Source organism: Betaproteobacteria bacterium, assembly GCA_016709965.1.
Lineage (GTDB): Bacteria > Pseudomonadota > Gammaproteobacteria > Burkholderiales > Rhodocyclaceae > Azonexus > Azonexus amarohabitans.
Genome location: JADJLT010000006.1, coordinates 790,716 through 803,561 on the forward strand (window position 1 = coordinate 790,716; position 12,846 = coordinate 803,561).

Here is a 12,846-nt window from a genome sequence, read left to right on the forward strand (position 1 = left end):
AATTTGGGTCAGTGTGTCCATGCCCTTTATGACAGGACGTTTTTATACGGGAAAAGTTCAAACATTGTTGCAGGTTTTTTCGTTACCGAAATTCAGTACATGATTTTCGCGCTGTGCCCAGCATTGATGGGCTATTGCGGCTCACTGCAGATATTTGAATTCAGGCCGATTTTTCCGGTTGACCGTGGGACTGGCATCAGTCGGCATGTTCCCGATTGTGATGTTGGATATCGCGTTTGTTATGCCAGTAATCCGGAGTTTTTTTGCTTGTCAGACATTTTTTGCTCGGCTAACTCGCACGATTTTCCTCGCATTTGACAATTAGCGGATTACCCACTACTTTTTATTTTATGAAAATTGAATGATTTCAAACGTCCAGTACAAGGAGTCGCCATGCCCTACGCCCTAACCCATGTGCTGGCCAATCAGCCGCTGCAACTGCATCTGGATGACGCCGGCAACGGCACGGTGGCGGTGCGGTGTACTAACAGTGGTCGCCTGCGCGTGCGTTATGCCGGGGTGCTGGCGTTGCATGCCGTTGCCACCTATACGGTTCGCGTGTGGGTGGAGGAGGTGGGGCCCAACAGCACCAATCCTGATGGCACGATCAAGGGGCGCTGGCGCAGCCAGATCCGCACCTTGCCGTTGACCATGACCGTACGAACCCCCGACGGTCTGCCATTCACCCGTAACGAGGTCACTTTGGCCGACCTGGCTCGCTTTCGCAATCTGCGCGGGGTAACTCAAGGCGATTGGTCCTTCAGCGTCAGCGGGCAGTCGGCACCCGTGCCCGTGGCCGAAGACGAGGCGGAAGTGGTTTTGGTGCCAGCCAAGCTGCGCATCGTGCAGACGGAAACGGTGCTCTCCAAAAGTGCGCCGCCATTGGTCAACGGGCAGGTGGGCGAAGGCGTGCAAAGCTTTCGCTTTGATCTGTTCCGTCTGGGACGGCTGGAAGTACGCGTGGCGCCGACCTTTACGCTTCCCTTCCGGCAATGGCAGGGCCAGTTGCGGCTGCTGGACCCCGTTGGCAACGTGGTTGCCACGGCGGCCGGTTCGTTCCTTTCCTATGAGGTGACGCCGCAAGCCATCGACAAGTCGCGCGATCCGCAGGGCCACGAATTGCCCTGGACACTGGAGGCTGTGGGTCGAGGCAACAGCACCCGGATCCACCGCGTGATGGCACAGGTCACCGCCACGACGCGGGTGCACACCAACGTGCTGCAAGACCGCATCAACGTACTGCTCGGCCCCAACGGCAACAAGCTGCGCTTTACTGTGGGAAGCCGTGGAAAGAAACTGGTAGGCCGCTTGAAAATACTGGACGAACTCAGCGCCGAAACCCTGGACATGTATGGTCTGCTGGATGGCCCGGTACGCAAGAATCCGCAAGATGCAGGCATAGATACCGACCAGCCCGACATCAAGGCCAACGTGGCCTACTCGGTGTTCAGCACCGACGAAGGCCTGGGCCATGGCTTGCGCATCATATCAAGCGGCTTTCGGGTCAAGGCCTTGCAGGTCAACCTGGGGGCCAGCCAGCGCATTCAGCCAGCCGTGCCAGCGCTGCGCGTGACGCTGCAAACCGAAGGCGAGTTGCAAGTACGGGTGGGTGGCTTCGCTCTGGTGACCCTGAAACCTCGCAACAACCAGATGGAGCTGGAACTGGGTCTGCAACCCAACGCCCAAGGCGGGCTGGTGCCCTTGGCATGGCTTCCGGACAGTCTGCTGGATCTGGATCTGCACTGGGAGGCCGCACTGGTGCTGGGCCTGCTGACCGGCGGGCTGCTGACGCTGGGCGCTGCGGGCGTACTGGAACTGGTAGAGGGCTATGTAAACCGCACGCTGCGCAGCAACCTGATTGACAACATTGATTCTGGCAGCCTGGCTATGCCTTTCATTCTGGCGATTCTGTTGGGCGACGACTTTACCTATACCAGTGCACGGCTCGAAGGCAACGAGCTGGCGCTGAGTTATATCGCCCCGCAGGAGCACGACCCGCGTCCTTCCCAAGTGTACCGCGGCGTCATCGGCCGCAGCGTTAACCAGCTGGGTCCGGATGTCTGGCAGATGACACCGCGTATGCTTGGTGACACTTGGGCTGCCGACAACCTGGCCAAGGTGAAACACATCGTTGTGGTGATGATGGAAAACCGCTCGTTCGACCATGTGCTCGGTTACCGCGCACAAGGCGCGGCCGGCGATGACGGGCTGACACCTGAACTGCTTCAAGCCTTGAGCGCCGAGGGCTACAACCTGCCCGCGCTGGGCCAAAGTAATCTGGCAGTCAAGACACAGTTCCCGGTGGCAGTTGGTCACGAGCTGGACGATGTCACCGAGCAGTTGGCCAAGCGTGTGGCCGGCCCCAACGGCCGCTTCATCAATAGCCCGGAAGGCTTTGTCAGCAACTTCAAAAAGCGCCTCGACACGCAGACACAGGCCATCAAGGACCGTGTCAAGCAGCAAGACGTGCTGGGCTACTACCAGGGTGCCGACCTGCCGGCGTACAAGTTTCTGGCCGACAACTTTGCGTGGAGCGACCAGTATTACTGCTCGCACGCCGGGCCCACCTTGCCCAACCGCATGTTCTCGCTGACCGGCGATGTGCAGTACGACCGTGCCGGCGAAGCCATCGTGGACAGCAACAATGGCGACAACTTTTATCTCAGCCGCAGTACCACCATCTACGACCTGTTCAATCGCAAGGGACTCGACTGGCGCGTCTATGAAAGCTTTCCATCGGTGACCATGTTGCGCATGTTTGCGCGCTATGCCACCGACAGCACGCACATCGTACCCATCAGCCGATTGGCCCAGGACGTGGCCGCAGGTAACTTGCCGCCGCTGACGGTCATCGAGCCGGCCATGCACCATTTTCCGCAAAACGACGATCACCCCGTGGCCGACATGCGTAACGGCCAAGCCTTTGTTGCGGACGTCTACAACACGCTGCGCAGCAACACGGCGCTGTGGCGCGACACGCTGCTGATCGTCACCTACGACGAACACGGCGGTTTCTATGACCACGTGATTCCGCCGGTAGCCGATCTGCGCGATTTCCAGCAGTTTGGCAGTGTGGAACCCGGTAGCGTCACGCCGGGCGGTGGTGCTTCGGGCGGGGTGGTCAAGCCGGGCGGCGGCACTTCAGGTGGTGTTGTAAAGCCGGGTGGCGTCACGCCGGGCGATGTGGTCAGCCGGGGGCCAAGCAAGGTGGAAGCCAACCCGCCCGCCCAGGTTGACAGCGGGCTGCTGGACGGGATGAAGCTGGGTCTGTCGCCGCTGGTGTTGACTGCGCTGCCCTCGCTCGCCGTGCAGGGCGACCCCATCACGCAAGACTGCCTTACACCTTATGGCTTGCGCGTACCAACCTTTATAGTGTCGCCCTGGGTGCCGCCGGGCAAGGGGCCAGCAGTGGTGCTGGACCATTGCTCCATACTCAAGACCATCCTCGCGCGCTTCATCGGACCCAGTGCGCCATTCCTCAGCGACCGTGTGGCGATGTCACACAGCTTCAACGATTTTCTCTCGCTGGCAACGCCCAGGCTGGAGACGCCGGTGGCCCCGATGGCCAAGACCGTGCAGCGCGGTATCAAGTACAAAGGTCGTGCTATCGCAACGCCACCGCTGCGTCGTGCCCAAATGCGCGATGGCAACGTGGCCTACCATGACCTCACCGGCCGTCTGGCCCGCATGCTGGGGCGCTAGGCCGCCAATGCGGCCAGCTTGCCTACTCATCGGGACAGGGTTTCAACTGCCTGTAGCTGGCTTGTCGCGCCAGCGGGTCCGCGGATAGCGGTGAATTTCAAGCTGCAGCGAGCGACACAGTCTGCATTCCATTGCATGAGGCTCGACGCTGTTTATTTGGTTCTTGGCCATTATTTCCGGTTGACCGTAAGACTGGCCATTCATTGTTTGTATGGTCGTCAACGCTGTCAGAAAGGATCGACAGCCAGTGTGGCGGCGGGCACTGGCTATCGCTGTAAAGCCGCGGGGCTATTGACCCGGTTTTTCACCCCGCTGTGTCTATAAGGCAAGTCCCGCCTGACGCGGGAGGATGCCTGAAAGTTGCTTAAGCTACTTGGACTTGGCGATCTCTTCTTTGGTGCGTGCATCGGTGTAAGCCTTGATTGCCCATACCGCTTCCTGCGTGAAGACACTGTCGTAGGCGGGCATCAAGAATCTACCTTCGCCATTCTTCTTGCCGTGGAGGACAATGTCCTTGTAGTAATCATCTGTGTCCTTGAGGCAGGAGGATTGTTGCTCGTTCGACGCCATGCCCAAACAATCCTTGGTAATCAGCAACAGGTCGGGCGCTACGCCGCCAGACTCGGCATTCAGTCCGTGACATCCGGCACAGTTATGCAGATACCCAATCGCGCCGACGGCCACTGCTTTCTCGTTGCCGCGGTAAGGGTTGGGCAGGATCCAGTCTTTACCGAGCGGCTGCAAGCTCGACGTATCAACCGGGTGCGGCGTTACATCGCCATGGGCCTGAGCGTCCAATGTTGCCAGAGCGAGAAACAGACCAGCGACTAAGCCAATGCGCATCTTCATTTTATGCATATCAAGTTTCTCCAATTGCCGTTAAAGATAGATCCACGTTTTCATTCCTAGGCTTTTTGTGGCCAAGGCTACGGTTGAGAAACTTCAGAATTCGTCTCAAAAGCAGGTTAGATCAGTTGGTGTAGCACCAAAATACGCCATTCTGCCGTGTGATGTTGTATCAGCCTGTTACACGACGGATCTTCAATGGGCGCTTGGATATTTGCGTCATGAAGGCGCTAAAACACCGAACTTGGCCAAATGACCGTTAGCGAGCGCTCGCAGCCAACTGGGCACCTTGGTTTTGCAACTGACGTTGCTTGACCAGTGCGTAGATCGCCGGGATCACCGCCAAGGTCAGCACAGTCGATGAAATCATCCCGCCGACCATGGGCGCGGCGATGCGGCTCATGACTTCCGAACCGGTTCCTGTGCCCCAGAGAATGGGCAGCAGGCCGGCCATGATGGCGGTGACGGTCATCATCTTGGGGCGGACGCGTTCGACGGCGCCTTCCATCACTGCCGCGTAGAGGTCGGCAGCCTTTGCCGGGCGGCCTTCATCACGGCATTTTACTTGCACTTCCTGCCAGGCCTGATCGAGATAGATCAGCATGACGACGCCGGTTTCGGCCGCGACGCCAGCCAGCGCGATGAAGCCAATGGCAGCGGCGACCGACAGGTTGTAGCCGAGCAGCCACATCAGCCAGACCCCGCCGACCAGCGCGAAGGGCACCGAGAGCATGACGATAAGCGTTTCGGTGATGCGTCGGAAGTTGAGGTAGAGCAGCAGGAAGATGATCAGCAAGGTAATCGGCACGACGACCTTGAGCTTCTGGGTGGCGCGTTCCATGTACTCGAACTGGCCGCTCCAGGTGACGTAGGTGCCGGGCGTGAACTTGACCTTGTCGTTGACCGCCTGCCGCGCTTCAGCCACGTAGGAACCGATGTCGCGGTCGCGGATGTCGACGTAGATGTAGGCCGAGAGCAGGGCGTTTTCCGTGCGGATGGCCGGGGCGCCGGTGGTGATCTTGACTTCGGCCAGTTGGCCGAGCGGGATCATGCTGGCGGCACCGCCCATTTCGGCCGGTATTGGGACGAGAATGTCGCGGGCGATGGCTTGCGGGTCGCTGCGCATGTCGCGCGGGTAGCGCACGGTGACGCCGAAGCGTTCGCGGCCTTCGACCGTGGTGGTGACCATTTCGCCGCCGAGCGCGGCAGAAACAACATCCATCACTTCGCCAACGCTCAGGCCGTAGCGAGCCAGCGCGTTGCGGTCGGGGATGATGTCGAGGTAGTAGCCGCCGGTAATGCGTTCGGCAAAGGCGCTACTGGTGCCGGGCACGGCCTTGACGACGGTTTCAATCTGGCGCGCCAGGCGTTCCATTTCAACCAGATCGGTGCCGAAGACCTTGATGCCAATCGGCGTGCGGATGCCAGTCGACAGCATGTCGATACGCGCCTTGATCGGCATCGTCCAGGAGTTGGCGACGCCGGGGAATTGCAGAGCCTTGTCGAGTTCGGCGATGAGCTTGTCGGTGGTCATGCCGGCCCGCCATTCGGATTCCGGCTTCAGATTGATCACCGTCTCGAACATTTCCATCGGCGCCGGGTCGGTCGCCGTCTGGGCGCGGCCAGCCTTGCCGAAAACTGAAGCAACTTCCGGGAAGCTCTTGATGATCTTGTTCTGCGTCTGCAACAGCTCGGCCGCCTTGGTCACCGACAGGCCGGGCAGGGTGGTCGGCATGTAGAACAGCGTGCCTTCGTTAAGCGTCGGCATGAATTCCGAACCCAAGCGGCTGGCCGGAATGATGCTGATCGCGATGGCGACCAGCGCCAGCACGATGGTGGTTTTCTTCCAGTTCATGACGCTGGCGATGATCGGCCGATAGATGCGGATCAGGAAGCGATTGACCGGGTTTTCGGCTTCAGGGCGGATGTGGCCGCGAATGAAGACCAGCATCAGCACCGGCACCAGCGTTACCGAGAGCAGCGCCGCAGCGGCCATCGAGAAGGTCTTGGTCCAGGCCAGCGGGGCGAACAGCCGGCCTTCCTGGGCTTCCAGCGTGAACACGGGCAGGAAGGAGACGGTAATGATGAGCAGGCTGAAGAACAGCGCCGGGCCGACTTCCTTGCAGGCGGCAATCATCGCTTCGCTGCGCGATTCGCCGGGCTTGAGGCGCTCCAGATGCTTGTGGGCATTTTCGATCATCACGATGGCCGCATCGATCATCGCCCCGACGGCAATCGCCACGCCACCCAGACTCATGATGTTGGCGTTGATGCCGAGCGCTCGCATGCCGATGAAGGCCGCGAGAATGCCGACTGGCAGCATCAGGATGGCGACCAGCGCCGAGCGTAGATGGAGCAGGAAAACGATGCAGACCAGCGCAACGATGATGCTTTCTTCGACCAGCGTGTGCTTGAGCGTGGTGATGGCGCGCTCGATCAGTTCCGAGCGGTCATAAGTCGTCACGATGCTGACGCCTTCCGGCAAGCCAGCGCTGATCTCGGCGATCTTGGTCTTGACGTTGTGGATGACGTCCAGCGCATTGAGGCCGAAACGGGACATGACGATGCCGGAAACGACTTCGCCTTCGCCGTTCAATTCGGTAATGCCGCGCCGCTCGTCGGCAACCAGTTCGACGCGCCCGATATCGGCGACGCGCACCGGCGTGCCGTTCTGGGACTTGAGCACGAGATTCGCAATGTCATCCTTGCCGCGCAGATAACCCCGGCCGCGCACCATGTATTCCGTCTCGGCCATTTCCAGCGTCCGGCCGCCAACGTCGCGATTCGAATTACGGATGACTTCCGAAACGCGCATCAATGGAATGCCGTACGTCTTTAGCTTGATCGGATCGACCGTGACCTGGTACTGCTGGACAAAACCGCCAATGCTCGCCACTTCGGCGACGCCCGGCGCCTTGGCCAGTTGGTAGCGCAAGTACCAGTCCTGCAGCGTGCGCAATTCGGCCAGCGTCTTGTTCTTGGCCATGACCGCGTATTGAAACACCCAGCCGACACCGGTGGCGTCAGGGCCGAGGGTCGGATTGACACCTTTCGGCAACTTGCCGGAGACCGAATTGACGTACTCCAGCACGCGTGAACGCGCCCAGTAGATGTCGGTGTTGTCCTCGAAAATGACGTAAACGAAGGAGGCGCCAAAGAAAGAGAAACCGCGGACAACTTTGGATTTCGGGACGGAGAGCAGAGCGGTGGTCAGCGGATAGGTGACCTGATCCTCGACGACCTGCGGTGCCTGGCCGGGGAATTCGGTGTACAGGATGACCTGGACGTCGGAGAGGTCAGGAATGGCATCGAGGGGGGTTTTCATCACCGACCAGATGCCGGCGATGACGATGAATAAGGTTGCCAGGAGGACCAGGAAGCGGTTTCTGGCGGACCAGTTGATGAGGGCATTAAGCATGGCGGGGCTTTTCTTGGGCGTTGCCCTGTGGTTGCCTGCGGGGGGCTAATTGGCTTGGGTTTCCGCCTTGCGGGCGGGCGTACTTTCTTTTGTGTGGCCAAAAGAAAGTAGCCAAAGAAAAGGCCACCCCAGGGTCGGTGCCGGCTGCGCCGGTTCCCTGCGCTACTCGAAACGCCGGGCGGCTGCGGAACTCGGGGCTTCGCCCCTCAGACAGTCCTCGCCGACAGCCCCCGGCATTTCTGCGTTGCTCGGCACCTCTCAAGGGGCCCGGAGAAACGATCCGTGGTTTAGCTTGGGTGCCTGAGTTACAGATTTCATTTTTGGCCATTTTTTCCGGTTGACCGTAGCAGAGCTTTTTTTCTGCTAATCGGTCGAGCGTGGACGCCTTTCGGGTCCCCGTGGAAGGCGCTGAGCAACGCAGGAAGGCCGGGGGCAGTCGGCTGGCGTTGTTTGAGCCGCAGGCGAGTTTAGCCAGCCGCCCGGCGTTCCGAGTAGCGCAAGGAACCGGCGCAGCCGGCGCCGCCCCCGGGGTCGCCTTTTCTTTGGCTACTTTCTTTTGGCGAAGCAAAAGAAAGTACGCCCGCCCGCAAGGCGGAACCCCCCGCTCATTCACCGGAACCCCATCTCCAAAACCAGAGTGCTGCATGCCTGTCAGGCGAGACATTACTTCTTCACCAAAGAAGTAATCACCCATTCCCCCGGACTCCGCTCAACAAACTCAAACGAAATCGCTGCCCCCGGTTTCAATCCAGAAACCAGCGAAGGATTCGCCAACATGAAATCCATCTTCATGGCCGGCCATTTCAGACTGGCAATCGGCTGGTGGCTGATCGTCACACTGCCACTCTCGGCATCGATGGCATTCAGCGTGCCTTCGCCATGGTGGCCGGCTGCCGCAGCCTTGGGCTCTTCGGCTTTCTGCATGCCGCCCAGCGCTGCCTTCAGATTACTTTCCGCATCAATCAGGAAGTTGGCGGAAACAACCACAGATTCACCTTCCTTTATGCCTTCGAGCACTTGCACGAAATCGCTGCCGCGCTGGCCGAGCTTGACCGGTCGAGGGTCGAAGCGGCCTTCGCCGAGCTGGACGATGACGACTTGCTTGTTGCCGCTATCAATCACCGCCGAGTTCGGCACCGTGACAACTTGCGTAGCGCCAGCAACCGGGATGTCGACTTCGGCGAACATCGCTGGTTTGAGGCGGCCTTTCGGGTTGGCCAGTTCAATGCGCACCGGCACCGTGCGGGTGGCGGCGTTCAGCGTCGGATAAACGTAGGCGATGCGGCCTTCGAAGGCTTCGCCGGGGTAGGCGTTGATGCGGATTTTGGCTTTCTGACCGACGTGCACCGCGCCAATGTCCTGCTCGAAAACATCGGCCTGCACCCAGACGCTGGAGAGGTCGGCGATCTGGTAGAGCGCTTCGCCGGGCATGAAACGCATGCCCTGGATGGCTTTTTTCTCGGTGACGATGCCGCTGGCTGGCGAGCGGAAGGTCAGGGTGTGATGACTTTTGCCGGACTGGGCCAGAGCCTTGATCTGCGCTTCGGAGATGTCCCAGTTCTTCAGGCGTTGCAGGCTGGCGTCGGCCAGTTGGCGCATGGCGTCCTGTGCTTCGCCGCCGGCGTTGTCCAGCTTGCCGACGCCTTGCGCCGCGATGGCGTATTCGCGCTGGGCCGAGACCAGTTCCGGGCTGTATACCTCGAACAGCGGCTGGCCGCGACCGACCGGCTGGTTGGTGGTGTTGACGTAAAGCCGCTCGATATAGCCTTCGAACTTGGCGGTCACCGTTGTCAGACGGCTTTCGTCGACTTCGATGCGACCACTGGCGCGGACCGACTTGTCGAGCACTTGCAGCTTGGCTGGTTCGACCTTGACACCCATTTTCTGGATTTTCTCGGCGCTGATTTTCAGGCCACTATCACCGCCACCATCCTCCTCGCCTTCATAGACCGGGATGTAGTCCATGCCCATCTGGTCTTTCTTCGGCGTCGGCGAAGTGTCGGGCAGGCCCATCGGGTTGCGGTAATACAAAAGTTTCTTTTTTGGCTGTTTTTCCGGGTTGACCGTGGCAACGGCTGCCGCGCCATCCGTCTTTTGCTGGGCAAACTGATAACCGCCGGCAAAACCGCCGATGGTCAGGGCGACGGCGATAAAGATGAATAGGGGGCCGGTTTTCACAGGTCTTCTCCAATGAGTCGTTCAATGTCGGCCAGGCGTATCTGCTGGCTGGCCTGGGCGCGCAGCAGGGCGGCCTTGGCGTTGCGGATCTGGCGCTGGGCGTCGAGCAGGGTGGCGAAATCCACCTTGCCGTTCTCGTAGCCGGCCAATGCCGATTTGAAGGTCAGGTCGGCCTGCGGCAGCAGGCGGTTGCGGGTGATCTGTTCGGTGCTGCGGGCGGCGTCCAGCCCGGCCAGGGCGCCGGATAGTTCGCCGTGCAGACGGTGGCCAAGCGCTTCCTTGCGAGCGTTGGCCGCTTCCAGCATGCGCTCGCTTTCGCGTTCCTGGCTGCGCCGGGTGCCCTGTTGCAAGGGCAGGTTCATCTCCAACATCAGGCTCCAGGCGTCGACACGGTTTTGCACCTGCATGGGCGCCACACCGACGGTGAAATCCGGATATCGGTTGCGATAGGCCAGGTCGCGACTTTTCTCGGCTCCACCGATGCGGGCCGACTCGATGGCCAGTTGCGGATTGGCGGCAAGCAGGCGCTCGTTCAATTTGGCGGTATCGATTTGTGGCGGAATCGGCCGCAGGGTTGTTGGTTCGGCCAGCGACGGGTTGCCCGGACGGGCGAGCATGGCGTTGATGAAGCTGGCCATCTGGCGATACTCGCTCTCCATGCCAACCAGTTCGGTGTCCAGGTTGCTGCGTTCAACCTGGGCGCGAATCGCGTCTTGCTGCGCGGCCAGTCCGCTGGCGTAGCGCACTTGGGCGATCTGCTCCAGCTGGCGGGTCAGTTCAAGGTTCTCACGGGTCAGTTGCAGGGTCTGGCTGGTCAGCCAGTATTGGGCGTAGAGGCTCTTGATGCGGCTGGCGACTTCGTTCCAGGTATCGCTGGCCCGGCCTTCGGCTTGCGTTGCTTCGGCGCTGGCGACTTCGCGTTTCAGGTCACGCTTGCCCCAGAAGGGCAGCGGCTGGAGCAGCGTGTATTTGGTGTCGCCGACGCGGGTCGGGTCGAGCGTGGCGTTCTGCTTGCCGTTGCGCGTGATGTTTTCCAGTTCAATGCGCAGCATCGGGTCGGGCAGGGCGCCGGCCGGGCCTATGCGTTCGCGCGCCGCTTCGGCTTCGAGGCGGCTCATGCGAATGTCCGGACTGCTTTCACGGGCGACGGCGAGCAGGGATTCTACACTGGCACCGGGTAGCGGCTCGGCCCACGCCGAACCGCTCAGGACGAGCGCCAGCAGCAGTGTGCCGAGACGGGGGGGCATGGCTTACTTGGCCATTTCGTAGCGGCTGACGATTGGGCTGCCACCCTTCATTTCAGCGGCGAAACGGATCTTGTCGCCGGCCTTCAGTTTGTTGATCCAGCTCTTGTCGGCGACGCCAAAGCTCATGGTCATCGGCGGCATGCCGATGCTGTCGAGCTGGCCGTGCTGGATGACCACTTCGTTAGCAACCTTGTCGATCTTCTTGACGGTGCCGTCCGATAGTGGTGCCGCTTGCATCGCGGCCATGTGGCCAGCGTGCTGGTCGTGCTGGTCGTGCTGGGCGAAAGCGGGGAGGCTGATAGAGAGCATGAGGGCGAGCAGCAGGCGCATGGCGATTCCTTTGGAAATTGGTGTGCCCATTCTGCACTGATGCGGTCAACGGGTATCTGACGGCTAAATTACAATTTTGTAATCTTCGCTCCAGGCCGCTGTCGAGGGTACGCCTGCCTGCGCTAGATCACGATGTAATCGACCACCTCGGGCGGCGTGCTACGCGGCGTTTCACCGACCATTTCGCAGACGGATACTTCAATCCCGTGGCACATCGAGGCCAGCGCAAGATCGTTTGGTTCCTTGCCGAAAGGTTCCTCGATCTGTTCGCCAATGACGTCCAGCGCCAAAAATGTATAGGCGATAAAGGGGGCGACCAGTACGGTCACCCAGCCAATCGAGGTGCTCAGGCCGATGGGGAGCAACAGGCAGTAGACCATCACCGTCCGGTTCATGAGTACGCGGTAGGTGTAGGGGATGGGCGTGTTGGCAATGCGTTCGCATGCCCCCGAGGCTTCAGTCAGGAGATTCAGATTTCGGTCCAGTGACTGTAGCTGCAGGTCGCTGACGATACTGGTTTTTTGTGCGGTGCCAAAGTCCCGGGCCAGGCAGAGGAGCAGGGCGGGGGGTACGAAGCGGTTGGCGCAGACTTGTTCAAGCGTGGCCGCGTCAAGGCGGCAGGCCAGGTCATCCCGCGGGTCGGTACCTCGCAGTTGGTGCTTCAGCGCATAAGCGAAAGCCGACAGGGTACGGGCCACGCGTTGCTGCAATGCCACTTCGTCGGGGGCGAAGCTGGCTATTTCACGGGTGAGCGAGCGGGCACCGATCAGCAGTGCTCCCCATTGTTTGCGGGCCTCCCAGTAGCGGTCGTAGCTGACCGTGTTACGGAAGCCGAGAAAGATGGCCAGTGCCACGCCCATCAAGGTGAATGGTGGAATCGACAGGGCGGATGCCGAATGCAGATTCATCCACCATTCACGGCTCAGGACGCTGAGGACGGAGACGGTGAGTACCAGCAGCAGACGGGTGACAATGTAGGGCAGTACCGAGCCGCGCCAGACAAAAAGCAGCCGAAACCAGTGCAGGTGGGGACGTACGATCATGGGAACAGTCGGGATTGTGGGATGGACGAGAGCAGCTAATCGGCTGCGGGGCGCAGCATAGCCGAGGGCAAGTCTTCAAACA

General features: G+C 60.4%; 7 protein-coding genes. 1 reads left to right on the plus strand and 6 read right to left on the minus strand.

What is annotated here, in order from left to right:
- The first annotated feature begins 393 nt into the window (after positions 1-393).
- On the plus strand, positions 394-3,702 hold the full coding sequence (locus tag IPJ12_18305) for a hypothetical protein (protein MBK7649046.1): 3,309 nt from the start codon (positions 394-396) through the stop codon (positions 3,700-3,702).
- Positions 3,703-4,071: 369 nt separating this feature from the next.
- Here IPJ12_18305 and pedF read toward each other — a convergent pair whose 3' ends face one another.
- The 6 genes from pedF to IPJ12_18335 form a co-directional block, all read right to left on the minus strand.
- The gene (gene pedF / locus IPJ12_18310; protein MBK7649047.1) at positions 4,072-4,551 is read right to left on the minus strand and encodes a cytochrome c-550 PedF; all 480 of its coding nucleotides are present in this window, start codon (positions 4,549-4,551) and stop codon (positions 4,072-4,074) included.
- 256 nt (positions 4,552-4,807) lie between these two features.
- Positions 4,808-7,966, minus strand: a complete 3,159-nt coding sequence (locus tag IPJ12_18315) for an efflux RND transporter permease subunit (protein MBK7649048.1) — start codon at positions 7,964-7,966, stop codon at positions 4,808-4,810.
- A 663-nt stretch (positions 7,967-8,629) separates the two neighbouring features.
- Positions 8,630-10,144: an efflux RND transporter periplasmic adaptor subunit gene (locus tag IPJ12_18320; protein ID MBK7649049.1), complete on the minus strand. Its 1,515-nt coding sequence runs from the start codon at positions 10,142-10,144 to the stop codon at positions 8,630-8,632.
- Complete coding sequence (locus tag IPJ12_18325; GenBank protein MBK7649050.1) at positions 10,141-11,391, minus strand: TolC family protein; 1,251 nt, start codon at positions 11,389-11,391, stop codon at positions 10,141-10,143. The genes IPJ12_18320 and IPJ12_18325 overlap by 4 nt, the downstream gene beginning before the upstream one ends.
- Positions 11,392-11,394: 3 nt before the next feature.
- Positions 11,395-11,751: a copper-binding protein gene (locus IPJ12_18330; protein MBK7649051.1), complete on the minus strand. Its 357-nt coding sequence runs from the start codon at positions 11,749-11,751 to the stop codon at positions 11,395-11,397.
- A gap of 92 nt (positions 11,752-11,843) precedes the next feature.
- Positions 11,844-12,764 (minus strand): hypothetical protein, encoded by a 921-nt coding sequence (locus tag IPJ12_18335; GenBank protein MBK7649052.1) that lies wholly within the window; start codon positions 12,762-12,764, stop codon positions 11,844-11,846.
- Between the last annotated feature and the right edge of the window lie 82 nt (positions 12,765-12,846).

Excerpts from the sequence above, each read along its gene's own strand:
- IPJ12_18305 (MBK7649046.1), top strand. The coding sequence starts at position 394 with ATGCCCTACGCCCTAACCCATGTGCTGGCCAATCAGCCGCTGCAACTG.
- pedF (MBK7649047.1), bottom strand. The coding sequence starts at position 4,551 with ATGAAGATGCGCATTGGCTTAGTCGCTGGTCTGTTTCTCGCTCTGGCA.
- IPJ12_18315 (MBK7649048.1), bottom strand. The coding sequence starts at position 7,966 with ATGCTTAATGCCCTCATCAACTGGTCCGCCAGAAACCGCTTCCTGGTC.
- IPJ12_18325 (MBK7649050.1), bottom strand. The coding sequence starts at position 11,391 with ATGCCCCCCCGTCTCGGCACACTGCTGCTGGCGCTCGTCCTGAGCGGT.
- IPJ12_18330 (MBK7649051.1), bottom strand. The coding sequence starts at position 11,751 with ATGGGCACACCAATTTCCAAAGGAATCGCCATGCGCCTGCTGCTCGCC.
- IPJ12_18335 (MBK7649052.1), bottom strand. The coding sequence starts at position 12,764 with ATGATCGTACGTCCCCACCTGCACTGGTTTCGGCTGCTTTTTGTCTGG.